Here is a 24097-nt window from a genome sequence, read left to right as displayed (position 1 = left end):
GATCAAGCTCCAGGACACCCTGGCCTGACCCGCCGCCACCGGACACACCAAGGGCCGCGACCCGGGCTCACCCGCCCGGTCCCGGCCCTCCCCCCTCAAATCCGAACGTCCTGCGCCGGGGCACGCCGGACCCGGCTCCGCCGTCACGGTGAAAACGACTCGCCCGCCGCAGAGGGGACGACACCGGCGCACTGCTCACAGGTGGGCGCGCCGGCCAGTCCGTGGTGCAGCAGCGCGGTGAGGGTGTCGACGATCTCGTCGTCGGAGGCGGCAAGGGCGTGGTCGCCCCCCGTCAGCACGGCGTAGCCGAGCAGGGAGGTCATGGCGCCCATGGCCGCGGCGACCAGCTCGGGCGGGCCCGGCAGGACCTGACCCTGCTCACGCATGTGTTCCAGGTGGTCGCGCAGCGGGCTGGTCTCGGCGGCGAGGCTCTCCCACACTCTGCCCGACCCCGGAGAGTCGGACATCATCGACTGGAACAGCGCCGTCACCACCGGCAGATGGTCGCGGAAGACGCCCCACGAGACGGCGAGGTGCCGGCGGAGCTGGTCGCGGTCGGCCAGATCGTGGTCGCGCTCGTGCTCGCCGGCGTCGAGGCCCGCGTCGGCCTGCGCCTCCATGTCGCGCAGCAACGACTGCAGCAGGTCGTCCTTGTCGGTGAAGTGGTCGTAGAACGAGCCCGTCGACCGGCCCGCCGCTCGGGTGATGTCAGTGATCTTCGTGTTGGGGAAGCCGCGCTCCACGAACAGCCGCCGCGCCGCCTCCTTGAGCGCCGCCTCGGTGCCCGCCGCCTTCTCCTTGCGCACTCCCACCGCTGCCCCTTCCGCTTGACGCGCATCTTCGCCGCTCAGCATACTGAGTTCGCTTTCACCGAATAGAGATTCACCGAACATGAATTCAGGCGTGTGCGTGAACGTCATCGTCATCGGCGCGGGTGTGGCAGGGACCGCCTGCGCGATCGCGCTGCGCAGGATCGGCGCGGAGGTCACCGTCTACGAGTCCCATGCCGACCCCGCCGGTCAGGTGGGCTCGTTCCTGAGCCTGGCCGCCAACGGCCTGCGCGGTCTGCGGGCGCTCGGCTGCATGGAGCAGGTACGGCAGGCCGGCTTCGCCGTACCCGACCAGCGCATGTGGGCCGCCTCAGGCAAACTCCTCGGTGAGGTGCCGCGAGGACGGCGGGCCGACGACCCGCTGTTCAGCACCACCCTGATGCGCGGCCGCCTGGTCGAGACGCTGCGCGAGCACGCGAGGGGCCTCGGGGCGCGGATCGTCACGGGCAGGCGGCTGACAGGGACCACCCCCGACGGCGACGGCGTCGTGGCGCGCTTCGCCGACGGCTCGAGCGCCTGCGCCGACCTGCTCGTGGGAGCCGACGGCCTGTGGTCGGCCACCAGGCGGGCCCTCGACCCCCTGGCCCCCTCCCCCGCCTACGCCGGGCTCTACACCGTCTCCGGCATCGCCGAGGGCGTGGCGTCCAAGCCTGGCACGTTCAACATGGTCTTCGCCCGCAACGGCGCCTTCCTGCACCTCGGCGCGCCCGACGGAACCGTGTGGTGGTCGGCGCAGGTGGCCGAGCCCCTGCAGCCCGAACTCGCGGGGGTGAGCGACGAGCAGTGGCTCGAGCGCCTCGCCGCGCTCCACCGGGCCGAGCGGCAGCCGAGCGCGATCATCAGGGCGACCACGCTGCTGCACCGTCCGACCCTCATGCACACGCTGGCCGAGGTGCCGACCTGGCACGGCGGCAGTGTCGTGCTCGTCGGCGACGCCGCGCACCCGGTCGGCGCGGGACAGGGCGCCTCGATGGCCATCGAGGACGCCGTCGTCCTGGCCCAGTCGGTGGCGAGCGCCGCCACCGTCGAGCACGGCCTGGCCGCGTACGACCGCCTGCGCAGAGCCAGGGTGGGCAAGCTGTCCCGCTCGGCCGCGAGCAACCGCGACGCCAAGACGGCGGGCCCGTTCAGGCGCCGCCTCAACGAACTGATCATGCCCATCGTCTTCAGGCACTTCTACGACAGGGCCACGGCCTGGCTCTACACCCACGACCTGGGCACCCTCGGGGGCAGGCCATGATCAGCCGTCGAGGTAGCGCAGGATCGCCAGCACCCTGCGGCTGTAGCCGGGGTCGCGCGGCAGGTCGAGCTTGTCGACGATCGCGTTGACGTGCTTCTCGACGGTGCTCAGCGACACGTGCAGCCGCTCGGCGATCGCCGCGTTGACGAACCCCTCGGCGAGGTGGCGCAGCACCTCGCTCTCGCGCGGGCTCAGCCTGCTGAGCGGGTCGGCGTGGGTGGTGCGGGCGAGCAGCTGCCTGACCACCTCGGGATCGAAGACCGTGCCGCCGCCCCGCACCCGCTCGAGGGAGTCGAGGAAGTCGGCCACCTCCGAGACCCTGTCCTTGAGCAGGTAGCCCAGCCCTTCGGTGGTGCCCGCGAGGAGCGTGGCCGCGTAGGTCTTCTCCACGTACTGCGACAGCACGAGCACGCCGACGCCTGGCCAGCGCTCGCGGATCTCCACCGCCGCGCGCAGCCCTTCGTCGGTGTGCGTCGGCGGCATGCGCACGTCGACCACCGCCACGTCGGGCTCGTGCCGCTCGACCGCGTCGAGCAGCGCATCGGCGTCGCCGACGGCCGCGACGACGTCGTGCCCCGCGTCTTCGAGCAGGCGGCTCAACCCTTCGCGCAGCAGCACGGAGTCGTCGGCCAGGATCAGCCGCACGGCGCCGCCTTCGGCAGCCTCGCGGCGATCTTGGTGGGGCCGCCCTCCGCGCTCTCGACGGTGAACTCGCCGTCGAGAGCCAGGACCCTCCTGGCCAGGCCCGACAGCCCGCCGCCCGAGGGGTCGGCGCCGCCCGCGCCGTCGTCGGAGATCGCCACGCTCACCGTCCGCTCGTCCTCGGTCAACACGACCAGGATGTCACGCGCGCCCGCGTGCTTGACCGCGTTGGTGATCGCCTCCCTGGCCACGAAGTAGAGCGCGGTCTCGACCTCGGAGACGGGCCGCTCGGTCAGCCCGTAGTGGACGGTCACCGGCACACCGGCCCGCTCGGCCACCCCTGCGAGCGCGGCACGCAGGCCGAGCTCGTCGAGCGCGGTCGGGTAGATCCGCCACGCCACGCTGCGCAGCTCGTCCAGGAGCTGACGCGACTCGGTGTAGGCCTGCGCGACCAGCTCGGCCGTCCTGGCCTGGTCGGGGCTGTGCTTGGCGCGGCCGAGCAGCATGGCCAGCGCCACCCCTCGTTGCTGCACGCCGTCGTGCAGGTCGCGCTCGATCCTGCGCCGCTCGTCGTCGACGGCCCTGACGATGCCGGAACGGGTCGCGGTCAGCTCGGCGATGCGCCTGCGCATCAGTTCGTGCCTGCCGGGACCGAGGAAGTGGTCGGCCAGCCGCCGCTCGGCCGTCCCCATGGCCAGGACGGCGAGCACGGTCAGCGCCAGCAGCGCGACCGCACCGCTCATCCCTACCGCGGCGCTGTTGGTGACCACCTTCACACCGGGCAGGTTCACAGGGACCACGTGCGCGTGGCCGCCGATCAGCTCCCACACCCCGCCGACCAGCAGCAGGCCGCTGAGGAAGACCAGCGTCGCGCAGCAGTAGCCGCCGACGACGCCCACCGCCGCGCGGACGGCCAGGTAGCCGTAGCCGCCGCCCTCCCCCGTCGGAGAGTGTTCGAGCCACGTGGCGAGCCTGGCCCGCTCCAGCGTCAGCAGCCTCGCGGCGCCTCTGCCGACGGCCGGCCGCGCGGCGGGGAACAGGGTGGCGGGCAGCAGCGTGACGGGCCAGGCCAGGAGGAGGAAGGCGAGTTCGACGACGCCGAGGGCCATGCCCGCGAGCACTCCCACCAGCGCGCGCATGACCCGGTTGGCTGACACGGCCACAGAGTCTAGGCGTCGCGCCCGCGCAGGACGGCATAGCCCGCCGCCAACGCCGCCGCCGTCCAGACCAGCAGCCACGCCAGCCCCTCGCCCGCCGGGTACGGGATGGGCCCGCCGGTCATGTTGTCGGTGCTTTCCATGAAGGCCAGCCCGGCGAAGAGCGGCATGCGCAGCGACACCTCGACGGCAGCCGGTCCTCCCGCCATCAACAGCATCAGCGGCAGCCCCATGAGCAGCATGAACACCACGGTGAGCGTGCCTGCCGCGCTGCGCATCGCGGTGCCCACGCCGAGCGTCATCACCGCGACCAGGGCGAAGAAGACGCCCACGCGCAGCAGGTCGAGCGTGACCTCCCCGAGCGGCAGCGCCGCGTGGCCGCCGAAGGTGTCGAGGGAGAGGACGACGTAGCCGGCCGCCGTCGCCAGCGCTCCCGACAGCACCCCGGCGACGAACATCACCGGCAGCACCACCAGCGCCTTCGCCGCCAGCATCCGGCCCCTGATCGGGGTGGCCTGCAACGTGCTCCTGACGCTGCCCGAGGCGTACTCCGAGGTGACCACCAGCATCGCCAGCGCGACCAGGGCGAACTGCGCGAACGTGGTGGCCGAGACCACCGGCTCGCTCACGGCGAAGCGGGCGCTCCGCACGCCTTCCCTCATCAGGTCCGTGGCCGTCGCGCCGCCCAGCGTCAGCGCGCTCAGCACCATGAGCGCCGTCAAGCCCGCCAGGCACCACCACGTGGAGCGGACCGACCACAGCTTCGCCCATTCGGCGCCGATCACCTGCCGCATGTCACACCCCCGCCTTCTGCGCGCCGTACTCCACGCTGCTCGCCGTCAGTTCCTGGTAGGCCTGCTCGAGGGAGGCCTCGCGGGTGCGCAGCTCGTGCAGCCTGATGCCCGCCTCGTGGGCCAGGTCGCCGACGCGCTCGATCGCGACGCCGGTGGCGACGAGCTCGTTCTCGCCGACACGCTCCACCGCGACGCCGCCGGCCTTCAGCCGTACGGCCAGGTCGGCGGCGTGCGGCGTGCGCACGACCACGGCGGTCAGCGAACTGCGCGCGATGACCTCGGCCAGCGGCGCGTCCATGATGAGCCGCCCCCTGCCCAGCACGACCAGATGGTCGGCGGTGAGCTGCATCTCGCTCATGAGGTGGCTGGAGACGAACACCGTACGGCCCTCGTCGGCCAGCGAGCGCATCAGGTGGCGTACCCACCGCACGCCGTCGGGATCGAGGCCGTTGACGGGCTCGTCGAACATCACCACCTCGGGGTCGCCCAGCAGCGCGCAGGCGATGCCGAGGCGCTGGCTCATGCCCAGCGACAGCGCGCCGGCCCGCTTGCGCGCCGCCTCGCCGAGACCGACCGTCTCCAGCACCTCGGCGACCCTGCCGCGCGCGATGCCGTTGCTGCGCGCCATCGCCACCAGGTGGGCGTGCCCGCTGCGTCCTGGATGCAGCGCCCGCGCGTCGAGCAGCGCGCCCACCTTCCGCAGCGGATGTTCGATGCGGTGGTACGGCACGCCGCCGATGAGCGCCGTGCCCGCCGTGGGACGGTCGAGCCCGAGGATCATGCGCATCGTGGTCGACTTGCCGGCCCCGTTCGGCCCGAGGAACCCGGTCACCGCGCCCGGCCTCACCTCCAGGGTCAGCTCGTCGACCGCCATCCTGTCGCCGTAGCGCTTGCTCAAACCCTTGAGACTGATCACGTCGGACCACGCTAGGCAGCGGGGGGCGCGGCGACCATGGGGGCCTGCCGCCGACCTCGATGGCGGAAACCCGTAACCGGACCGCCGAGCTCACCGCTCGGCGTCGTCGGCGAGGACACCCTCCTCCGCGCTGACCAGCTCGGCGATCGTGGCGAAGAACGCGGCGATGCCGGGCAGGTTGGCGCCCTTGCGGCGGGAGGCGGCGAAGTCGTCGGCCGAGCGCCATTCCACGACGTCCAGCCACTCGCCGCCCGGCAGCCGCACCAGGCGGGCGCCGAGAAAGCCTTCCCTGTCGGCGCGGAAATCGGCCAGCATCCCCGGACGCGCGGCCAGCATCGCCTCGGTCCTGTCCTGCGCCACCGTGAAGCGGGTCAGCTCGACTGTCGTGCTCATCGGGGTCTCCTTCGAACGCTTAGGAGGAGACCATATAGCCACTTAAACTTATAGTCAATATTGGTGACTAATTTGCGCTCTAGCATGGGCACCCGCGAGGTGGACGACGCCGAGCCGCGGCGGGTGACCCGCGCCGCCGTCCGCGCCTTCCTGGCAGGCGTTGGGCCCCGCTTCCGCCCCTGAGTAGCCTGGCAGCAGGTACGGACCTTTTGCAGGAGGAGCGCTGGTGAAGAAGCGGACCTTCACGTGCGGGCTGGACGCCGCGATCGACATCATGGGAGGCAAGTGGAAGGGGCTGATCCTCTTCTCGCTCGCCGAGGGGCCCCTGCGGTTCGGAGAGCTGAGGCGCTCGGTGCCGGGCATCAGCGAGCGGGTGCTGATCCTGCAGCTGCGGGAGATGGAGGCCAGCGGTCTGGTGCACCGCGAGGTCTACCACCAGGTGCCTCCGAAGGTGGAGTACTCACTGACCGACTTCGGCCAGTCGCTCAACACCGCGATGGCGCCGCTCGGCGAGTGGGGCGAGGAGCACATGGAGCGCATCGAGAGCCTGCCCAGGTGACCTGGAACGCCGTGCGGCCGGCCGCACGGCGCCACGCGTCAAGGGGCCGCGTACGGGCGGTTCACGAGGTCGCCGTCGCAGGCGGCTTCCGGCGCGAGTGTCGACAGAGTGCGGCGAGGGGTGCGGAGACGCGAGATAGCCGATGACGTGCAGAATCGGCGCTAGACCACGTCGAACTCGTTCCCCTCGGGATCCACCATCGCCACCGCATAGTGATCAACCCCGGACTGCGACAGCACCCGCACAACGGACGCCCCCGCCTGGACAAGCCGCTCCACCTCGGCATCCACCCGCGCTTTCCGGGTCTCCAGCGGTACGTCCTCCCGCTTGCCGCCCACCTTCACATCCAGATGGAACCGGTTCTTGACCACCTTGCCCTCAGGCACCTGCTGAAACCAGATCCTCGGCCCGTACCCCTCGGGATCGACGATGCTGTCGCTGCCGTCCCCCTCGCCCAGCTCGTCCTCCGGCACTCCGAGACTGCGCCAGTAATCCCGCCACGTGTCGAATCCACCCGGCGGCGGCTCCACCGTGTACCGCAGCGCGCCCGCCCAGAACCGGGCCATCCGCTCGGGTGCCGCACAGTCAATGACCAGCTGATAAGAAACCACGGCAGCCATCCTGCCGGACCCATCCGACAATTGTTGGCTCACGGCCCGGACGGGTCACGGCCCGGATGGGAGGGGCTCCTGGCCATCCAAGGTATTGGAGTCGGCTCGGGTTCATGAACTGCGACGACGCGTCCACGTACTGCGCACCTCTTGCAGAGTCATCTGCGATAGACGTCAAGCGATCATGGCGCTGCCCTGCTCACAAAGCTCCAGTGTGGGCCTGTCGCGCGAACCCGAGCAGAGGGCCTAGTACTCCAGTGACACTTCGCGATCTTTGGGATTGAGGCCGCATGAGAACGGCCACTGCAAGATCATTCAGAGTTTGTGAAGACAACCGAAGATCGCGCAGTGGCCGCGGCCGACAGTGTAGACCCTCTCGCTCTCCGTGAATCTCCTCGCTGACCTGCGTGTTCGTGCTTAGCGCTAATTTCCGGCCGAATATGACCACGCCGCCTCCCTAGCCCGCGCGCGACCCCGGGGTAACGGTCCCGGCGCCCTGGTCCACCAGCACCACCTGGTCTGTCGGGTCGATGCGTGGAAGCCGGTGCGCGATGATCACCAAGGTCTTCCCCGCACAATAAACTCGCAGGGCGTTGTACACCTCGTCCGAGGTGACGCCGTCGAGGGCGCTGGTGACCTCGACGACGACGAGCACCTGCCAGTCGGCCAGCAGCGCCCTGGCCACCGCCAGCCGCTGACGCTCACCGCCCGACAGCTGGAGTCCCTCCACGCCGATTGGAGTGTCGAGGCCGTGCGGAAGGTGGGACACCAGGTCGTCCAGCCGGACGGCGGCGAGCACCCGATGGATGTCCTCCTCGGTCACGGCCTCGCGGGCGAACATCAGGTTCTCCCGTATCGACCCGGCTCCACCTGGATGACCTCGCCGCCGTTGCGATAGGTCCGGCCCGCGAACCGCATCACCTCAGCAGTGGTCGTGCCCACCTGGACGATGCCTTCGGGGCGCGGCGCCATCGTCTTGACGCCCTTCCGCCAGCGTGGATCCTGGCCGTAGTCAGCGACGACCGCCCACACCAGCACGGCCGGGCAGGCGATCTCCCCGTCCTCCTGAAGCTCGATCATCCGGCGATGATATGAGGTTACGTCGATGGCGGTCTCGCAGGCGCGAGCGGCCCACGCGGCGCCGACACCGAGTCCGGCGCTGGCGCGAGGGCTCGGGGTTACGGCTTCAGACAGCAGGCGGAGGGTGGTCTCGCTCGGGTTGCCGAACGCGATGAGGACCATCTCAGCCAGGGTGCGAGGGGCTCCTTCGGGCCACATCTTGGCGGTGTCTCCTACCCATCCGTGGATCGACATGACGGTGGGGAGGTCTCCGCAGTCGTCGGCGGCGCTGTTCCATAGCGGCTTGCGGGGGTCGGATGGGAGCAGCAGCATGAGCCGGACAAGCCGTTCCACGGCAGGGGACATGTTCTGCACGCGCGTTCCTCCAGAGAGAGGTGTGAGGCGTAAGCCTCCAGGAGAACACGGGATCGGCCAGATTCAGATCCGGGCATCTGGCCCCCGACGCTGCACCGGCCAGCCGTGGGGCGTGTGCCCCGAGCACGGCAACACCCTCATCACCAGCGGCAACATGACCACCTGCAAGAGCGCCGGATGCCGCCGCGCCTGGGGCTACAACCGCGACACCGCGCCGTGCGCCGAGCCGGTCACCCACCGCCTCACCGACGCCGGCGGAGTCGAGACGCTGGTCTGCGACGGGCATGCCGTCGCCGCCCGTGACCAGCTCATCGACGCCAGCCTCGAACCGCTCACGCCATAGGCAGGGCCGGGACTGTCGCTCGCGGCCCCGGCCCCGCACCACCGATCACACCACACCTGGAAGAGGCTGCCCCCACCCCGCCACACCGGGCCCAGGCCCCTCCCCGCCAGGGCCAGGCCCACAAACTGCTACCTGCTACCGGCCAGCTCAGAGCGGGTTTCGCCCTGCCAGCGGGGGTACTTCCGGCAGCAGGGTCCGAGCGCCCAACCGGGGAAGGGCCATGACGTCGACACGAGATCCGGAACGAGGCAGGGCGGCTATGTCCGCGCCCGCCGAACTGCACGAGCTTGTCGCCCGCGCCAACGATCTCGCCGCCGCCGTCGACACCCTGGCAGGCGAGCTGTCGCAGGCCGATCCCAAAGGACGGGCTGGATTCCGGTTGCCGAACGCCGCCGGCCTCATCCGCCAGGCCGCTCTGGAGCTGACCGACAGCGCCACCGAGCTGACCCGAGCCACGCCCCGGCCGGTCACCTTCTGCCGCATGGGCTGGGGCGTCTGCCCCGAGCACGGCAGCACCCTGATCGCGATGGGCACCATGACCCGCTGCGCCGTCTTCGGCTGCGGCCGCGTCTGGGAGTACCAGCGCGAGGTCGTCCCGTGTGCCGAGCTGGCCACGCACCGCGTCGTCGACGCCGACGGCGGCCAGACGCCGGTGTGTGTCGGGCACGCCGCCTACGCCCGCGACAGTGTCATGCCCGCATGCGCTCACCAGTCGAGAACGCTTCGGCCCTGGCACGGTTCATCACCTTGGCGCGCGAGCTCGACCGCGCGGCGCCGGGCCGCCAAGCCTCTCGAACTCGACGAGTCGTCGTAATTTTTTTGGCGAAAGGCCGAACCGAACGATCAACGCGGCCATCTATAGATAACAGAAGTCCTTCGAGTAAGGGAGATCCGATGATGGCCCGCTCACGCCTCCATCACTTCGTACGCCCGGCCGTCGCAGCCACTGCCCGAGTGGACCCCGGAGTGCTTAAGGGTTAAGGGTCGACTAATCGCTGACAGCGTCGCTCAACCACCAAACGCGGAAGCGTGCATAAACCAGACGTCCGAGCGGATGTCGCAGGCCACGGTGGCCGTCGGCATTCCGTGAGATGTCGGCGGGGCGGCAACACGGCTCCATGAAGTATCCACGAACTCGTCCATGCGCGTGCTTTTCCTGTCACCATCCATTCTGCAGAGGAGAATTGCTATGAACCGAATTGCCAAGCAGGCGGTCCTGGCTGCACTGGCGTCCGTCGCGGTGACGGTCTCACTTACCGCCGTAACCCCGACGCCCGCATATGCGATCAATACCGTCGAATGCAACGGACGAAAGGACCTCCTGCGAGTCCTCATCCACGAAGGCAGCCACGAGCCGGTCGAAATGTGTTACGCCAACGCCGGACAGTCTTACTTCCGCTTTCCCAACATGTGGATCACCCGAATCTCGACGGGCAACAACCGCGTCCAGTGGTACGGGGACGGAAGGTGGCAGCCCGCTCAGCCGATCGGCAAGTGGACCGTGTTCACCTGGCCGAAGCACCCCCGAGGCGTCAACTTCGGCGGGCTCAGAATCCTCTGAACCTCTGATGTCGGCCCGCTGTCCTTCGAACCGTACTGGGCTGCGGTCCAACCAGTGTGCGCACGACCTCGGCCGGCAACTGACGGCCTGGGAAGCGCCGGATACCCTCGCCTTCATGGCTTGAGAGCATCACTGCGCGCCAAGACCCCGCCCGGCATGTCCGGCGGGGTCTTTTCCCCCACCTCATGGACCACTTGACGACCTGGAAAGAAAATGCCGCTGACACAGAACACCGATCCTCTGCGCCGAGAACGCAGACGATCAGTAGGTTGGCTCTGTGCATGAGGACGGCGGACCACGATTGCTTACTGATCGGTACTTACTGCAGGATCGTCTCGGCAGCGGGGGCATGGGAACCGTTTGGCGGGCGACCGACCACCTCTTGAGACGCACCGTTGCCGTGAAAGAGACGCATCTTCGGACCAAGGGCAAAGAAGCAACCCGGATCCGCCGGGAAGCACGTGCCATCGCCCGGGTATCCCACCCGAACGTCGTCAACGTCTACGACCTCGTGAACCACGATGACCGGTTATGGCTGGTGATGGAGATCGTGGACGGGCCCTCGCTGAAGGAACATGTGGCCACTGCGGGCCCGATGGATCCCTCTGTCGTGGCGGGGATCGGTCTGCAGCTTCTCTCCGCCCTGGAGTCCGTGCACGCCGCGGGTGCACTGCACAGGGACATCAAACCGGGCAATGTCCTGCTGCGCCACGACGGCAGAGTTGTGCTCTGCGACTTCGGCATCGCGGCGCTGGACGGAACCACCGGCTCGTTCACCACAACGGGCGCGGTGATGGGCTCATTCGAGTACATCGCCCCGGAACGGCTGAGCGATCAGCCTGTGGGACCGCCCAGTGATCTGTTCTCCTTGGGCGTCACCCTGTGCGTGCTGCTGTCCGGCCGTTCCCCGTTCGCGCGTCAAGAAGCCGTCAGCGTACTGCATGCCATTCTCCATAAGGAACCGGAGATCCCGGCCGCTGCGGGACCGCTGCGCCCCCTGCTCGAAGCGCTCCTGCGGAAAAACCCGGCCGATCGTCCATCCATCGCGGAGGCGAGCGAGATGCTGCGGCCCCTCGCCGCGACGGCGCCGGCCGGGCTCGGCCTTACGAAGCGGGTACGGAGGTTCGGCGCCGTTCCGCGCCGCCGCCTGCTCGGCTCGGCGGCGCTTTCGGCCGCTGTCCTGCTCGCCACCGTCGTCACCGCGGGTTCGCTGGTGAACCGTCCCGACGGCGGTGCCGGTGTGAAAGCGGCGGAGACGGGAAGTCCTGCGAAACAGTCCACCGGCCATGGCTCTTCGGCCTCCGCGCATCCGACACGCATTGATGAGGTGCTACCGGTTCCGGATGACCCGGACCTCGACGCCCCGGGCCATTATTGGATGTTCTCGGATGACCGCTACATGCGGGTGCACATCTCGACCTCGGGTTACCCGGTGGGCGATATCCCGGTGACGCCCTCGCCACTCGAAGCGTGGGACGACACCTTCAAGAACCTTCAAGGATTCCAGAAGAAGATAGACGCGACGCTACGTGTTCCGGGCTCTCCAAACGAGTACTGGGTTTTCTCCGGAAGCCAGTACATCCGCATACGGGTCGGCGCCAGCCCGGAATTCGACGACGCGCTGGTCGCGGGTCCGCGGCCGCTCAGTGACTGGGAGAACGCTTTCGGAGGTCTTCCGGACGACGGCATCGACGCTGTGATGCGGACGCCGGACGACCCGGACCAGTACTGGGTGTTCGCAGGTGACCAGTACGTCCGGACCAAGCTGGACGGCGAAGGACCAGGCGGCCACGTTGCCCATGGTCTGGCGAAACTCGACGATTGGACCGGCACCTTCCGCAACCTCCCCGCCTTCAGGCAGAGGATCGACGCGGCGATGCCCGTACCGGACGAGCCGAACAACTACTGGGTGTTCTCCGGCACCCAGTACATGAAAATCCAGGTCGCCGATCGCACCTACGAAGATACGGTGCTCGAAGGCCCCGAGCCCCTCCGCAACTGGGCCGCGTTCCAGTGACCGAGCGCCGACCATTCGACGCCTGACCGGCGGTGTGGCTCAAGGCCGTTGCGTTCTCGGCTGTTGAGACGGTCACACCCCTGGGCCGGGGGGCGGGTGAGGGCACGCGCCATCCACCGCCAGGTCGACGGGCTCACCCTGACCGAGAACCGCCGCCAGCGCGACCCGATGGAACGCAAAGCGCTGGAGCTGTGGCGCGCCGACCAGCGGCGCGAGGCCCTACGGACGTGGGGCGAGGGCGGCCGCGTGCACGCCAGGGCAGGCGCCGACGACACCATGGCACGCCTGATCGCCGACTGGGCGACCGCGCGCCAGCCGTACCAGGGCGAAGGGCCGGGGGCGGTGCATGACGAGCTGGCCGGGGTGCTGGTGCTGGCGGGCATCAAACGAGGCCGTCGACCGGCTCAACCTCGCCGCCCGCGCGCGCGACGTCCAGAAGCTTGGCGGATCCACACGCCGCGGCGAGGCGCGCGAACATACCGAGGACATACCACGTGTCACTACCGTCGCCTCTCGTCCAGACACCCTGATTCGGGAGAAGACGGTAGTGAGATATCTGCGCAAGACAGCCTTCATCGTCCCGACGTCGTGACGGCCCTGGTCCCGGTAGACCCAGCCGAGGAAGCTGCGGAGCTGGGCCTTGTCCTCCCATGCGCCGATGCGGTCGGCCACCTGATGGCGTGCGCGTAGATGTCGGCCAGTTGGGTGTGCCAGCCCTGGTAGTAGGAAGGCCAGTGGAGGCCGATGGCCAGGCCGATGGCCAGGCCGATGGCGGTCTCCGGGTCGGAGCCGGCCAGCGCCTGCTGCGCGGCGGCGAGCAGGTTGTCCCGCTCGTCCTGGGCCCATCGTCCCGCCTCGGCCGGGTCCTTGAAGGTGTTGTCGGGTAACTCGACGGGGCATCGCACTACAGGGTCGTTGTGGAACATGGTGGTCGCCATCCAGGCGGTGGTCAGGTAGTGGTGGAGCGCGCGCCGTACGGCGGCGGTGCGTTCCTGCTCCGGCAGGTCCTGGTGTGCGCGTTCGCGGGCGTAGAGGCCGGCCAGGTCGTGGAACTGGTAGCGGTCAGGCCCGGCGGGTTCGAGGAGGCGGGCGTCTTGGAGGCGTTCCAGGGCGGCTTCGGCGCGGTGGTGGGGCCAGCCGGTCAGGGCGGCGGTGGCGGGGGTGTGGCTGGGCAGGTCGAGCAGCCCGAGCAGAGGCAGCAGGTGGGCGGCGTCGTGGCCGGCGGGTTCTTCTCGGAGGTGGTGGTGGCTGACGGAGATGCTGGCGCGTACGGCCAGGTCGGCGTACTCCAGCACATCCAGGCGGCGGGTGGCGTCGGCCAGGCGTTTGGCCAGGTCGGACAGGGTCCAGTCGGGCCGGGCGGCCAGGCGGGCGCCGGCGATCCGCAGGGCGAGGGGGAAGCCGCCGCACAGGTGCACGACCTGTTCGATCGCCTGGGGTTCGGCGGGACGGGTGCGCCGTGGCGGGATGTGCCTGCGCGGTATGGCGAATGGGAGACGGTGTACGGGCTGTTTCGCCGCTGGCAGCGCGATGGGACCTGGCCTCGGATCGTGCGGGACCTGCAGGCCCTGGCGGACGCCAAAGGCCTGATCACCTGGGACGTCAACGTGGACTCCTCGATCGCTCGCGCCCACCAGCACGCCGCTGGCGCGCGGAAAAGGGGATCTGCAGGTCGAGCCGCCCGGCGGAGTGAGTACGGAGCCCGCCGACCACGGGTTGGGCCGTTCCCGGGGCGGGCTGACCACCAAGATGCATCTGGCCGCCGAGCAGGGCCAGAAGGTGCTGTCGTTGATCGTCACCGCTGGTCAGCGGGGGGATTCTCCGCAGTTCCAGCCGGTGTTGGAGAAGATCAGCGTGCCGAGGCTCGGCCTGGGACGGCCCCGCAAGCGACCGGACAGGGTCCGGGCCGACAAGGCGTACGGCTCCCGCGCCAACCGCGCCTACCTGCGGCGACGAGGTATCACCTGCACGGTCCCGGAGAAGATCGACCAGATTCGTCATCGCAAGAACCGAGGCAGTCGAGGAGGCCGCCACCCGAAGTTCTGCACGATCGACTATCGCGCGCGGCACGCCGTCGAGTGCGCCATCAACCGGCTCAAACGCCACCGTGCCGTCGCGACCAGGTACGACAAGCTCGCCGTCCGCTACGAGGCCACCGTCCAGATCGCCATCATCAACGACTGGCTGACCTGCTTATGAAACAGGCCCTCTAGCACGCGCACTATCGGTGAGCACTTCGCCATCGAACGGGAATTGCTCAAGCCGCTGCCGGGCGAGCCGTTCGAGACGGGCCGGCACTTCGCTCTGCGCGTGGACCGCCACAGCCAGATCAGCGTTCGCACGAACCGTTACTCGGTGCCGGTGCGCCTGATCGGCCGCAAGGTCCGGGTACTGCTGCACGCCTCCGAACTGGTCGTCTATGACAGGCGCGAGGAGGTTGCCCGTCACGAGCGGTTGAAGGCCAAGGGTCAGGTCCGCCTGGTGCTGGACCATTACCTGGAGGCGTTGGTGCGTAAACCTGGTGCGCTGCCAGGGGCCACAGCACTGGAGCAGGCCCGCGCGGCCGGGCGCTTCACCCCAGTCCACGACGCATGGTGGGCTGCGGCCTGCAAGGCTCACGGCGATTCCGAGGGCACCAAAGCCCTGGTAGCGGTGCTACTGCTGAATCGTCACATGAAGCACGAACACGTCGTCGCAGGCTTAGCTTCAGCGCTTCGCGCTGGTGCGCTGACCGTCGACGCGGTGGCGCTGGAAGCCCGCAAGGCAGCTGAAGCCGAACAGGCGGAATCAGCGGCTCCATCGCAACAACCACCGGAACCCACCCAGCACGCCACGGTGACATCGCTGACCGTGCGGAGGCTGGCCCAGCTTCCGCCCGATACACGGCCGCTGCCTTCGGTGGCCGTCTATGACCAGCTACTGCGCCGCAGATCCAGCGGTCAGGGCCCCTCCAGCAAGGGAGAACTGTGATGACGTTCAACCGCAACCGCGGACTGTATGAAATGGGAGACGTCGGCCGTCCGCTGGGGGTGTGGGTGGGAACGAGCGCCTCACGCCAGTAGCCGGGGCGGGCGCCTCCCAGGAGGGTGTGGTCGGCCAGGTCCTCGAAGCAGACCACGTCCTTGCTCGTCAGGGGATGCGTGGGTGAGAGCGCGAGCACGATGGGCTCGGTGTAGACGATCGGACCGACGGTGAGGTCGGGTTCGTCGACGGACAGCCAGATGAGCGCGATGTCGATCTCTCCACTGCGCAGCGTGCGGAACGGGTCGCCGAAGTCGATGCTGCGGATCTGCAGATCGCATGAGGGATGACGGGCCTTGAAGGCGTAGAAGAGGGGCCGGAGATCTTGGGGGTTGTGCCCGACCATGCCCAGACGCAGCACGCCGGTCCTGCCTTGGGCGGCCCGGATGGCTCGCTCGATGCCCTCGCGCAGGCCCTGATATGGGGTGGAGGTCGTGGTAGAGCTGCCGGCCGATCGGTGTCAGGGCCACGTTGCGGTTGTCGCGGTCCAACAGGGCGGCGCCGATGCGGCGTTCCTGCTTCTTGATCGCCTGGCTGACGCGGGCCTGGGTGACGTGCAGCCGCTGGGCTGTCCGGCCGAAGTGCAATTCCTCTGCCAGTGTCAGGAAGATCTCGACGTCGCGAAGCTCCACCTGCAGCGCGCCCCTCAAGTGATTAGCGGCAGGTTATGGCGTGTTACCGGACTTGCGATTGTTCTCCCGGCTCCAGAACGCCAGGCTTAAGGACATCCGGAACGACCGGATAAGCGCTGGTCCATCTGCCTGTTGCAGGAGATGGCAGCCTAAACGATCATAAAGGAGACAGGTCAGTGAGCGACGTGAACGAGCCGGTTGAGCGCTATATGGCGGCGTGGAACGAGACAGGCGCCGAAACGCGGCGGACCCTGGTCGCCCAGGTGTTCGCTGAGGACGTCACGTACACCGACCCGCTGGTGGCGGTGCAGGGCCGTGACAGCCTGGACGCCACCATCGCGGCGGTGCAGGGGCAGTTCAAGGGGCTGACGTTCAGTCTCGGCGCGCCGGTGGACGCACACCACGACATCGCCCGCTTCACCTGGCATCTCGGCGCCGAGGGCGCCGATCCGATCGTCATCGGCTTCGACGTCGCCGTGATCGGCGACGACGGCCGCATCAGCCAGGTGCTCGGGTTTCTCGATCGCGTGCCGGCCGGCGCCTGAGCCGGCACGGGCGGCCCCGTTCAAGGGCCCTCCCGCCGGCCGCCGAGACAGTTTCGGTGTCCGGCACCCGCGTATCTGATGGAGGAATGATGACCGCTTACATGCTCGCGCACCTTCGTAAGTCCGCCGAGGTCCACCCCGAGGTACTGGAGTACCTGGAGCGGATCCAATCAGTCTTGGACCCGTTCTCCGGCCGGTTCCTCGTACACGGAGGCACAGTGGAGGTCCGGGAGGGAGATTGGCCTGGAGACGTCGTGCTGGTGGAATTCCCGTCGATGAAACACGCACGCGACTTCTACGACTCGGCCGCCTACCAGGAGATCAAGCCGCTCCGTACCGCCCATCTCGAGGGCGATCTGATCATCGTGGACGGTGCCGACCCCGACCACGACTCGGCCGAGATGGCTGCCGCCCTGCGCTCCGCCTGACGGAGACGCCGGCACACTTCGACACCCCTGCCATGGCAGGAGAGCACCGCGCTGAGCGGGCGATCCGCCATGACCATCACCGCCGGAGCCCCGCCCCTTGTCGACGTTCCCGACAAGGCGCCGGCCGGCGCGCCAAGCCGACGAGCGCGAGCAGCGCCCGGCTTCATCTTCGCGTCCTCCCGGCCGGTGGCCGCTACGAGCATGAGATCCCCCGCTTCGCCTGGAAGCGCCGGCGGGCTTCGACGTGGCACCTGATCATCCGCCGACGGCTGCATCGGCCGCATGCACGGCTCTTTCCCAGAACATCCCGACCGGCACCTGCGCTCAGGCGCCCGAGGAGAAACGACCATGACCAATAGGAAGCGGTTCCTGACCGCCGCCCTGCTCACCACCCTGACTCTCACCACATTCGCCGGGCCCTCGTGGGCCCAGCAGGAGGACGGCCCGGTGACCGAGGGCACGATCTCCCCTCAGGCACAGACCTTCATCGACCGGCAGACCCGGTTCGGCTCCATGCCCACCGGCGACGGCACGGAGCGGGTCGAGGCCTACGCCGTGATGTTCGCCGAGGATGCGACTCTCTGGGAGGCCGCCAGCCCCCTCATCCGCGGCAAGGAGAACATCAAGCAGTCCATCACGGCCACCCTCGGGCTGGTGCCGCAGATCGGATTCACCCCGCAGCGCATCGCCGCCGGCGGCGACACCGTGATGTACGGAGCCCACAACTCGGCTGTCATCGGCGGCAAGGCGATCGACTACCCCGCCATCTACCGGGTGGCCCTCGACGAATCCGGCGACGTGGTGCAGGGACGGCGCTACTACGACCGGTACTCCTGGTTCGCGCCCATCGCCACCGGGGAGTTGAAGCTGGACAACCTGTTCGGCGGGATCACCGACCGCACAGCCGACGCCGAGCGCCCGGCCGAGGTGCCAGCGGCACGGTTGCGCAAGGGGCTGCTCGGCCGGGCCGCCGCCTGGAACGCCAGGAACGCCCGCGCCCTGGTCGCGGCCTCCGGCCGGGCACCCCTGACCGGCCCGGGACTGGAGGGCCGCAAGCTGTACACGACGACCGCCAAGCTGGCCTACCTCGACAGGCTGCTCGGCAGGTTCGACGACGACGAGCAGGGCCGCAACCCCACCGCCCTGCGCCCCGGACAGGCGATCCCCACGCGCGAGGCCACCTACCAGGAGTGGTACGGCACCGTGCGCAGCCAGGGCCGCGAGATCACCTACGGCGTCATCGAACGCTTCGGCCACCACAACGGCAAGGTCACCGACTGGAGCCTGACGTTCGACACCCTGCCTCTCATCGCCGACGCCGACAAGATCACCAACCTGTACGGCCTGCTGCGCCCTACCTCGTGAACCACCGTCACCACCTCGACAGCTGAAGGAAGACCATGGCACTGGACGGACTCCGCCCGGACGAGTGGATCGCGCCCTCGCGGGACCTGCGCGCTCGCCTCGAGCACTGGTCCAGCCTGACCGGAATCGCCGTAGAGGTGTGGGCACTGCCTCGCGAGCCCCTGGCCGGCCCGCTCACGGAGCTCGTCCAGGCCACAGTCCTCCACGTCCTGAACGGCTTCGAGGCGGACGGCACGGTGCGGCACGTGGGCTTCGCGCTCACCGCAGGCGCCCGCGGCCTGCGCCTGACGATCAGCGGCGACGGCATCGGGCTGCCGCCGGGGCGACTCGTCGAAAGCCTGCGCGCCGACCGGGCGCGGTTCGCGGAGCTGGGCGGAAGGTTGTCGGTGAACGCGGTGCTCGGCGGCGGGATCACCGTCAGTGCCGCGCTGGCGCTCGCCGGCACCGACCGGAGATAGTCGACGGACGGGACCCCTTGGACAACCGTGCGGTGCTCGTCCACATCACCGCGACAGGCACGGCCATCGTGGAGGGACGCCGCACCGACCGCATCGCGCATCTCGCAGACCTCACCGGCCGCCTGACACCGGCCGAGTGGGCCCCCATCCTGGCCGCCCTGCCCGCTCTGAGGCGGCTGGTGGACCTCGACCAGCAAAGTGAACAGCAGGAGCAATCGTGACGCAGTCGCCCCAACCGGCCCCGATCCACGTCTCCGACGAGGTGCTGCATGACCTGCAGCGGCGCCTGGAGCTGACCCGCTGGCCGGACGACGCGGGCAACGAGGACGGCTACTACGGCGTCCGCCGCGCCTACCTCGAAGAGCTCGTCGAGTATTGGCGTGACGGCTACGACTGGCGCAGGGCCGAGGCCGCGATCAACGCCTACGAGCACTACCGCGTCGAGGTCCGCGGCGTCCCGGTCCACTTCATGCGTAAGCCCGGGACCGGACCTGCCCCCACTCCGCTGATCCTCACGCACGGCTGGCCCTGGACGTTCTGGCACTGGTCCAGAGTCGTCGACCCGCTGGCCGACCCGGGCGCCCACGGCGGCGACCCGGCGGAGGCGTTCGACGTGATCGTCCCCTCCTTTCCCGGGTTCGGCTTCTCCAGCCCGTTGCCCAGCCACCCGGACATGAACTACTGGAAGGTCGCCGACCTGTGGCACACACTCATGACCGACGTCCTGGGGTTCGAGACATACGGTGCGGCGGGCTGCGACGTCGGCGCCCTGGTGACCGGGCAGCTCGGTCACAAGTACGCCGACAACCTCCACGCGATCCACATCGGCTCCGGCCAGAAGCTCACCTTCTTCAACGGCGAGCGGGCCTGGGACCTCACCGGCGGCCGGCCCATCCCCGACGGCCTGCCCGCGGAGGTTCACGCCGGGATCGTCGCGATGGAAAGGCGTTTCGCCGTTCATCTGGCCGCGCACATGCTCGCCCCGAGCACCCTCGCCTACGGCTTGACCGACTCCCCCGCCGGGATGCTCGCCTGGATCCTGGAACGCTGGGCCAACTGGAGCGACAACGGCGGCGACATCGAGACCGTCTTCACCAAGGACGACCTGCTCACCCACGCCATGATCTTCTGGGTCACCAACTCGATCGGCACCTCGATCCGTACCTACGCCAACAACAACCGCTACCCCTGGACCCCGGCACACCACCGGCAGCCCGCCGTCGAGGCCCCCACCGGGATCACCTTCGTCGGGTACGAGAACCCGCCCGGGGTCACAACAGACCGTCGCGTCGAGCACTTCCTCAACAGTGACCGGGCCTCCTGGTACAACCTCGTCAACCTCGCCGCCTACGACCACGGCGGCCATTTCATCCCCTGGGAGATCCCTGACCAGTGGGTCGATGACCTGCGGCGAACCTTCCGGGGCCGCCGATGAGGAATGCGGCCCCAGACGGCCGGCCAGGATCGATGGCTGCTTCGCCGCCGGCGTGGAGGAGGGCCGATGGCAAGCTGACCTGATCAGCCGACAGGACAGGGCCGTGCGCCTGACGACGTATGGCAGTCGCGACATCGCAGGCCGGCGTTGGTCCGGATCCACTCCGTGTCGAAGCCGATCATGTCGGTGGCGGTGACGATGCTCCAGAGTGGGCCCGCGGCCTGACTACCGGTTCACCCGGATGCTGCTGCGTCGCGGCCAGTTCGAGGGAGCTCGCGTTCTCGGCTCGCGCACGTCGCCCGCATGACGCGCAATCACCTACCCGGTGGTGCCGACGTGGCCGGCTGACCCATATCGAGCCATCGGGCCACCGCAACACCCGCTGCTGTGGTGCTCAGTGGTAGAGGCCGGCGACGGCCTCCAGCAGGCGCTGCCGGGCGACGCTACCGAGGGTGACGCCGATCAGCACGTAGGCGGCCAGTCCTTCGGCCAAGGCCACGAGGCCCAGCGCCGTCGCGTCGGGATCCAGTTCACCGGGAACGCGCCCGGCCTGCTGGTCCATACGGATGAAATCGGCCATCTGGCGGTGGAAGTCGTCATACAAGGCGCGCAGCCGGGCCGCGATGGTCTCGTCGGCGAAGGCGTAGGCGTGGAAGGATTGGCGGACCCTCATGTGCGCCTCGGTCGTGGCGTCGGACGGGATCAGCTCGGTCAGCACGGTGGTGAGCACCAGGCGCGGGTCAGCGACGCCGGTTTCGGAGCCCGCCCGCTGCCGGATGCGGGCGCTGCTGAGTTCGTTGCCGCGCTCGAAGGCGGCCTCGATGAGCTGCTGCTTGGCCGGGAAGTAGTGCTGCACGCGGCCGGGCGAGACGCCCGCCTGGGCGGCCACCTCGGTCAGCGAGACAGCGGCCAGCCCGCGCTCGGCGACGATCGCCAGCACGGCGTCAGCGAGGTCGTTGCGCCGCTGCTCGTGCTCCGCCCAAGGCCCACGTGTACGCCGCTCTGCCACGCCACCACCTTCGCCGTTCCAGCTGTGAGCCCGGTCACGCCACGGCGACCAGATAGGGACTTCTCATCTCCCCGAAGTATGCCTCGGGCGAGCCTTCCAGGTGCTCGGGCAGCGCGTTCATGAAGGCGCGCAGCAGTGGGGTCGCGTTGTGCCGGTCGAGGTCCTCCTGGGAACGCCAGACCTCGTAGAGAAAGAATCGGCCGTCCTCCTGCTCGTGAAGGTGGTACTGGAGGCTGCCTTCGTGCCCTCGGGACGGCTCGACGAGGTCCGTCAGAAGCCTCCTGAGCTCGTCGGCGTGTCCGGGCTTGGGGGTCAGGAATCCATAGAGCGAAACGGGTACCGGTGCAGTCGATGCTGTCGTCATGTGATCAACGTTAAAAGGTGACATCAATGTGAGATTCAAGCCCCTGAGCTATGAGGTGGCTCACAGACGCGCTCCACCCCAGGATGCCGACAGGAGGATCTTGATCCGTTATGACGGCACCGGGCGCCCACTGCTGCTCGCAGGGAACTTCGATCCACCGGACAGAGTCGACAACGGACGGGGCATGCCCCTGATCCACCCCGATCTCCTGATGCGTCGGATTGCATGCTGAAGGAGTAAACCGAGGTGATCATATTGCTTTGATGCGAGGCCGAGAGTGAGAGTCGTCCTGGCGCTGGTGTGCGCGGCGCAGTTCATGGTGGTGCTCGATGTGTCGGTCGTGAACGTGGCGCTGCCGTCGATCCAGGACGCGCTCGCCTTCGACGGGCGACATCTGGCTTGGATGGGCAACGCCTACGCGCTGGTCTTCGCCGGCTTCCTGCTGCTCGGCGGACGTCTGGCCGACCTGTACGGGCACCGCCGCGTGCTCGCCGCCGGCCTCGGCCTGTTCACCGCCGCCAGCTTGGCCGGTGGCCTGGCCGCCACGGCGGGGATGCTGATCGGCGCCCGCGCCGCTCAAGATCTCGGGGCCGCCGTTCTCGCCCCGGTCACGCTCACCATCGTGACAACCGTCCTCCCTGAGGGGCCGCGCCGCACACGGGCCGTCGCCATCTGGACGGCTGTGAGCCTGGCGGGTGGGACCGCGGGCAACCTCGCCGTCCAGTTCGGCGACCGTCTCGTGGGTGGCGCGCCACTCCGCCCCAAGGAACGGCACCAGCGACCGGCCGCGCTCCGTCAGGTCGATCCGCCGGGTGCGGGCGTCGGGTCCTGACTCTGAGGTGACCAGATCCTCCGTGCGCAGGGCAGCGATGGTCTGGCTGATCGCAGAGTGCGAGCGGTTCAGGGACACGGCGAGCTCGCGGATGGTGAGCGGGCCAGTGTGAGCAAGCCGGATCAGCGGATAGGCGAACCGAGGCCACACCCCCTTGAGGCCACGCTCGACGTAGACCTGCTCGATCTCGGCGTCCATCAACGCAAGAAGCTCGTGCAGAGAGTGCCAGGGATCGAGTAGCGCAGTAGGACCCTAAGATGTCACAGCACTAATATAACAGCGCTACGATAATTTCGCCGTCTCGTCCCGGGTCTCCGTCATGGACATCAGCAGCCTCGACCAACCCTCACGGAACCGGGCGAACGGGGATAAGTCCTGAGATGTACATCGCCGAGAGGAACCCTCTTGTATCCCCCGATCGAACCGTACGAGCACGGCATGCTCGACGTCGGCGAAGGCAACCTCATCTACTGGGAGGTCTGCGGCAACCCGGACGGCAAACCCGCCGTAGTCGTGCACGGCGGGCCGGGGGCGGGCTGCTCGACCGGCTCCCGCCGCAGATTCGACCCCGAACGGTTCCGTATCGTCCTGTTCGACCAGCGCAACTGCGGCCGCAGCCGCCCGCACGCCAGCGACCCGGCCACCGACCTGACCGGCAACACCACCCAGAACCTGATCGCCGACATGGAACTGCTGCGCGAGCACCTCGGCATCGACAAGTGGCTGCTGTACGGCGGGTCGTGGGGCTCGACGCTGATCCTGGCCTACGCCGAAACCCATCCCGAACGGGTGACGGAGATCGTCATCCCCGCCGTCACGACGACCCGCCGCTCGGAGATCGAATGGCTCTACCAGGGCGTTGGCAGGTTCTTCCCCGAGCAGCAGGAGCGGTTCGTGCACGGCGTCCCCGAAGCCGACCGCGACGGGGGCGTGTTCCAGGTGCTGGCCGCCTACTCACGGCTGCTCTCCGACCCCGACCACCGGGTACACGAGAAAGCCGCCCGGGACTGGATCACCTGGGAAGACGCGGTGATCTCCCAGGAGGCTAACGGCGACCCCAACGCCTACAGCGACCAGCCGGACGACGCCGTCATGGCCATGACCCGCATCTGCGCGCACTACTTCTCCAACGGCGCCTGGCTGGAGGAGGACGCGCTGCTGCGCGACGCCGGACGGCTGACCGGCATCCCCGGCGCGCTGATCCACGGCCGCCTCGACATGGGTAGCCCTCTCCACACGGCCTGGGAACTGACCAGGGCCTGGCCGGACGCTGAGCTGCACGTGGTGGAGGACTCCGGACACACCGGCAGCGAGATGCTCAGAAAGGTGCTCCACGAGGCCATCGAGGGCTTCTCCCCCGCCAAGAAGGGGTGAACCCACGGCTCGCGATCATCTCGTGCCCTCGGATGCCACCCCCAAGGCGACCACCGCCGCGGGGGCCGGACGACTCCGTACGGGTGAGCCGCGGGTTCGCCGGCCAGCAGGCGGACAGGGCACGGCGAGGCGACCCA

At 68.9% G+C, this 24097-nt stretch carries 28 protein-coding genes and 4 pseudogenes; 17 read left to right on the top strand and 15 right to left on the bottom strand.

The window, feature by feature from the left end; genetic code table 11:
* Nucleotides 1-143: 143 nt before the first annotated feature.
* On the bottom strand, nt 144-812 hold the full coding sequence (locus ABFX50_RS32975) for a TetR/AcrR family transcriptional regulator (RefSeq protein ID WP_346151904.1): 669 nt from the start codon (nt 810-812) through the stop codon (nt 144-146).
* Between the two features lie 97 nt (nt 813-909).
* Between ABFX50_RS32975 and ABFX50_RS32970 the strand changes: the two genes are divergently transcribed.
* Nucleotides 910-2070, top strand: a complete 1161-nt coding sequence (locus ABFX50_RS32970; RefSeq protein ID WP_346151903.1) for an FAD-dependent oxidoreductase — start codon at nt 910-912, stop codon at nt 2068-2070.
* Here ABFX50_RS32970 and ABFX50_RS32965 read toward each other — a convergent pair whose 3' ends face one another.
* The 5 genes from ABFX50_RS32965 to ABFX50_RS32945 all read right to left on the bottom strand — a co-directional run bounded on the left by ABFX50_RS32965 (nt 2071) and on the right by ABFX50_RS32945 (nt 5972).
* Nucleotides 2071-2715, bottom strand: a complete 645-nt coding sequence (locus tag ABFX50_RS32965; RefSeq protein WP_346151901.1) for a response regulator — start codon at nt 2713-2715, stop codon at nt 2071-2073.
* Complete coding sequence (locus ABFX50_RS32960) at nt 2706-3869, bottom strand: sensor histidine kinase (RefSeq protein WP_346151899.1); 1164 nt, start codon at nt 3867-3869, stop codon at nt 2706-2708. Before ABFX50_RS32960 ends, ABFX50_RS32965 begins: the two co-directional genes overlap by 10 nt.
* A gap of 11 nt (nt 3870-3880) precedes the next feature.
* Nucleotides 3881-4663 carry an ABC transporter permease gene (locus tag ABFX50_RS32955; RefSeq protein ID WP_346151897.1) on the bottom strand — a complete coding sequence of 261 codons (783 nt, stop codon included), beginning with the start codon at nt 4661-4663 and terminating at the stop codon, nt 3881-3883.
* Nucleotide 4664: 1 nt separating this feature from the next.
* Nucleotides 4665-5579 (bottom strand): ABC transporter ATP-binding protein, encoded by a 915-nt coding sequence (locus ABFX50_RS32950; protein ID WP_346151895.1) that lies wholly within the window; start codon nt 5577-5579, stop codon nt 4665-4667.
* A 90-nt stretch (nt 5580-5669) separates the two neighbouring features.
* Entirely contained in the window at nt 5670-5972 is a 303-nt protein-coding gene (locus ABFX50_RS32945; protein WP_183643456.1) for an antibiotic biosynthesis monooxygenase, read from the bottom strand.
* Between the two features lie 226 nt (nt 5973-6198).
* Between ABFX50_RS32945 and ABFX50_RS32940 the strand changes: the two genes are divergently transcribed.
* Nucleotides 6199-6531, top strand: coding sequence for a winged helix-turn-helix transcriptional regulator (locus ABFX50_RS32940; RefSeq protein ID WP_346151892.1), 333 nt, complete (start codon nt 6199-6201; stop codon nt 6529-6531).
* 161 nt (nt 6532-6692) lie between these two features.
* On the opposite strand, the gene ABFX50_RS32935 is transcribed toward ABFX50_RS32940, so the two are convergent.
* The 3 genes from ABFX50_RS32935 to ABFX50_RS32925 form a co-directional block, all read right to left on the bottom strand.
* A complete protein-coding gene (locus ABFX50_RS32935) occupies nt 6693-7151 on the bottom strand; it encodes a VOC family protein (protein ID WP_346151890.1) in 459 nt (152 codons plus the stop codon).
* A 448-nt stretch (nt 7152-7599) separates the two neighbouring features.
* On the bottom strand, nt 7600-7983 hold the full coding sequence (locus tag ABFX50_RS32930) for an ATP-binding cassette domain-containing protein (protein WP_346151888.1): 384 nt from the start codon (nt 7981-7983) through the stop codon (nt 7600-7602).
* Nucleotides 7983-8384: an SRPBCC family protein gene (locus ABFX50_RS32925; protein ID WP_346151886.1), complete on the bottom strand. Its 402-nt coding sequence runs from the start codon at nt 8382-8384 to the stop codon at nt 7983-7985. Before ABFX50_RS32925 ends, ABFX50_RS32930 begins: the two co-directional genes overlap by 1 nt.
* 304 nt (nt 8385-8688) lie before the next feature.
* Here ABFX50_RS32925 and ABFX50_RS32920 point away from each other — a divergent pair, with 304 nt between their 5' ends.
* The 4 genes from ABFX50_RS32920 (at nt 8689) to ABFX50_RS32905 (ending at nt 12497) form a co-directional block, all read left to right on the top strand.
* A complete protein-coding gene (locus tag ABFX50_RS32920) occupies nt 8689-8919 on the top strand; it encodes a hypothetical protein (protein ID WP_346151885.1) in 231 nt (76 codons plus the stop codon).
* Between the two features lie 220 nt (nt 8920-9139).
* On the top strand, nt 9140-9733 hold the full coding sequence (locus ABFX50_RS32915) for a hypothetical protein (RefSeq protein WP_346151883.1): 594 nt from the start codon (nt 9140-9142) through the stop codon (nt 9731-9733).
* A gap of 375 nt (nt 9734-10108) precedes the next feature.
* Nucleotides 10109-10480, top strand: a complete 372-nt coding sequence (locus ABFX50_RS32910) for a beta/gamma crystallin domain-containing protein (RefSeq protein WP_346151881.1) — start codon at nt 10109-10111, stop codon at nt 10478-10480.
* Between the two features lie 277 nt (nt 10481-10757).
* Nucleotides 10758-12497 carry a serine/threonine-protein kinase gene (locus ABFX50_RS32905; protein ID WP_346151879.1) on the top strand — a complete coding sequence of 580 codons (1740 nt, stop codon included), beginning with the start codon at nt 10758-10760 and terminating at the stop codon, nt 12495-12497.
* 572 nt (nt 12498-13069) lie between these two features.
* Here ABFX50_RS32905 and ABFX50_RS32900 read toward each other — a convergent pair.
* Nucleotides 13070-13915: a hypothetical protein gene (locus tag ABFX50_RS32900; RefSeq protein ID WP_346151877.1), complete on the bottom strand. Its 846-nt coding sequence runs from the start codon at nt 13913-13915 to the stop codon at nt 13070-13072.
* Here ABFX50_RS32900 and ABFX50_RS51455 point away from each other — a divergent pair.
* From ABFX50_RS51455 to ABFX50_RS32890, 3 genes and pseudogenes are all read left to right on the top strand, one after another.
* Nucleotides 13910-14035: pseudogene (locus ABFX50_RS51455) on the top strand (transposase); the annotation flags it as partial. The gene ABFX50_RS32900 and the pseudogene ABFX50_RS51455 sit on opposite strands and share 6 nt — an antisense overlap.
* Nucleotides 14036-14186: 151 nt before the next feature.
* Nucleotides 14187-14696 carry an IS5 family transposase gene (locus tag ABFX50_RS32895; protein ID WP_346151875.1) on the top strand — a complete coding sequence of 170 codons (510 nt, stop codon included), beginning with the start codon at nt 14187-14189 and terminating at the stop codon, nt 14694-14696.
* A 54-nt stretch (nt 14697-14750) separates the two neighbouring features.
* A complete protein-coding gene (locus ABFX50_RS32890) occupies nt 14751-15467 on the top strand; it encodes a Mu transposase domain-containing protein (RefSeq protein ID WP_346151873.1) in 717 nt (238 codons plus the stop codon).
* A 133-nt stretch (nt 15468-15600) separates the two neighbouring features.
* Here ABFX50_RS32890 and ABFX50_RS51450 read toward each other — a convergent pair.
* Together ABFX50_RS51450 and ABFX50_RS51445 are read right to left on the bottom strand one after the other, a co-directional pair.
* A pseudogene (locus ABFX50_RS51450) lies at nt 15601-15864 on the bottom strand (LysR substrate-binding domain-containing protein); the annotation flags it as partial.
* Nucleotides 15865-16024: 160 nt separating this feature from the next.
* Nucleotides 16025-16150: pseudogene (locus tag ABFX50_RS51445) on the bottom strand (LysR family transcriptional regulator); the annotation flags it as partial.
* Between the two features lie 176 nt (nt 16151-16326).
* Here ABFX50_RS51445 and ABFX50_RS32880 point away from each other — a divergent pair.
* From ABFX50_RS32880 to ABFX50_RS32855, 6 genes are all read left to right on the top strand, one after another.
* Complete coding sequence (locus tag ABFX50_RS32880) at nt 16327-16695, top strand: nuclear transport factor 2 family protein (RefSeq protein ID WP_346151870.1); 369 nt, start codon at nt 16327-16329, stop codon at nt 16693-16695.
* 86 nt (nt 16696-16781) lie between these two features.
* Entirely contained in the window at nt 16782-17123 is a 342-nt protein-coding gene (locus ABFX50_RS32875) for a DUF1330 domain-containing protein (protein ID WP_346151868.1), read from the top strand.
* A 348-nt stretch (nt 17124-17471) separates the two neighbouring features.
* Nucleotides 17472-18488 (top strand): nuclear transport factor 2 family protein, encoded by a 1017-nt coding sequence (locus ABFX50_RS32870; RefSeq protein ID WP_346151866.1) that lies wholly within the window; start codon nt 17472-17474, stop codon nt 18486-18488.
* 35 nt (nt 18489-18523) lie between these two features.
* Nucleotides 18524-18946, top strand: a complete 423-nt coding sequence (locus tag ABFX50_RS32865) for a sensor histidine kinase (RefSeq protein ID WP_346151864.1) — start codon at nt 18524-18526, stop codon at nt 18944-18946.
* 17 nt (nt 18947-18963) lie between these two features.
* Entirely contained in the window at nt 18964-19167 is a 204-nt protein-coding gene (locus tag ABFX50_RS32860; RefSeq protein ID WP_346151862.1) for a hypothetical protein, read from the top strand.
* Nucleotides 19164-20381, top strand: coding sequence for an epoxide hydrolase family protein (locus ABFX50_RS32855; protein ID WP_346151860.1), 1218 nt, complete (start codon nt 19164-19166; stop codon nt 20379-20381). The genes ABFX50_RS32860 and ABFX50_RS32855 overlap by 4 nt, the downstream gene beginning before the upstream one ends.
* 394 nt (nt 20382-20775) lie before the next feature.
* On the opposite strand, the gene ABFX50_RS32850 is transcribed toward ABFX50_RS32855, so the two are convergent.
* Both ABFX50_RS32850 and ABFX50_RS32845 read right to left on the bottom strand, forming a co-directional pair.
* Nucleotides 20776-21390 carry a TetR/AcrR family transcriptional regulator gene (locus tag ABFX50_RS32850; protein WP_346151858.1) on the bottom strand — a complete coding sequence of 205 codons (615 nt, stop codon included), beginning with the start codon at nt 21388-21390 and terminating at the stop codon, nt 20776-20778.
* A gap of 34 nt (nt 21391-21424) precedes the next feature.
* A complete protein-coding gene (locus ABFX50_RS32845) occupies nt 21425-21754 on the bottom strand; it encodes a putative quinol monooxygenase (protein WP_346151856.1) in 330 nt (109 codons plus the stop codon).
* A gap of 277 nt (nt 21755-22031) precedes the next feature.
* Between ABFX50_RS32845 and ABFX50_RS32840 the strand changes: the two genes are divergently transcribed.
* On the top strand, nt 22032-22586 hold the full coding sequence (locus tag ABFX50_RS32840) for an MFS transporter (protein WP_346151854.1): 555 nt from the start codon (nt 22032-22034) through the stop codon (nt 22584-22586).
* 12 nt (nt 22587-22598) lie between these two features.
* Here the strand turns inward: ABFX50_RS32840 and ABFX50_RS51440 are convergent.
* A pseudogene (locus ABFX50_RS51440) lies at nt 22599-22784 on the bottom strand (MarR family transcriptional regulator); the annotation flags it as partial.
* Between the two features lie 207 nt (nt 22785-22991).
* Here ABFX50_RS51440 and pip point away from each other — a divergent pair.
* Nucleotides 22992-23960: a prolyl aminopeptidase gene (gene pip, locus ABFX50_RS32835; protein WP_346151852.1), complete on the top strand. Its 969-nt coding sequence runs from the start codon at nt 22992-22994 to the stop codon at nt 23958-23960.
* Nucleotides 23961-24097 lie beyond the last annotated feature (137 nt).

The organism is Nonomuraea recticatena (assembly GCF_039533245.1).
Classification (GTDB): Bacteria; Actinomycetota; Actinomycetes; order Streptosporangiales; family Streptosporangiaceae; genus Nonomuraea; species Nonomuraea roseola.
The sequence above is the reverse complement of the archived record's forward strand: the minus strand, read 5'-3'. Positions and strand labels throughout refer to the sequence as shown.

Coding starts and splice junctions, on each gene's coding strand:
- ABFX50_RS32865 (WP_346151864.1), top strand. CDS start 18,524: ATGGCACTGGACGGACTCCGCCCGGACGAGTGGATCGCGCCCTCGCGG.
- ABFX50_RS32845 (WP_346151856.1), bottom strand. CDS start 21,754: ATGACGACAGCATCGACTGCACCGGTACCCGTTTCGCTCTATGGATTC.
- ABFX50_RS32910 (WP_346151881.1), top strand. CDS start 10,109: ATGAACCGAATTGCCAAGCAGGCGGTCCTGGCTGCACTGGCGTCCGTC.
- ABFX50_RS32875 (WP_346151868.1), top strand. CDS start 16,782: ATGATGACCGCTTACATGCTCGCGCACCTTCGTAAGTCCGCCGAGGTC.
- ABFX50_RS32870 (WP_346151866.1), top strand. CDS start 17,472: ATGACCAATAGGAAGCGGTTCCTGACCGCCGCCCTGCTCACCACCCTG.
- ABFX50_RS32935 (WP_346151890.1), bottom strand. CDS start 7,151: ATGGCTGCCGTGGTTTCTTATCAGCTGGTCATTGACTGTGCGGCACCC.
- ABFX50_RS32925 (WP_346151886.1), bottom strand. CDS start 8,384: ATGGTCCTCATCGCGTTCGGCAACCCGAGCGAGACCACCCTCCGCCTG.
- ABFX50_RS32955 (WP_346151897.1), bottom strand. CDS start 4,663: ATGCGGCAGGTGATCGGCGCCGAATGGGCGAAGCTGTGGTCGGTCCGC.
- ABFX50_RS32945 (WP_183643456.1), bottom strand. CDS start 5,972: ATGAGCACGACAGTCGAGCTGACCCGCTTCACGGTGGCGCAGGACAGG.
- ABFX50_RS32930 (WP_346151888.1), bottom strand. CDS start 7,983: ATGTTCGCCCGCGAGGCCGTGACCGAGGAGGACATCCATCGGGTGCTC.
- ABFX50_RS32915 (WP_346151883.1), top strand. CDS start 9,140: ATGACGTCGACACGAGATCCGGAACGAGGCAGGGCGGCTATGTCCGCG.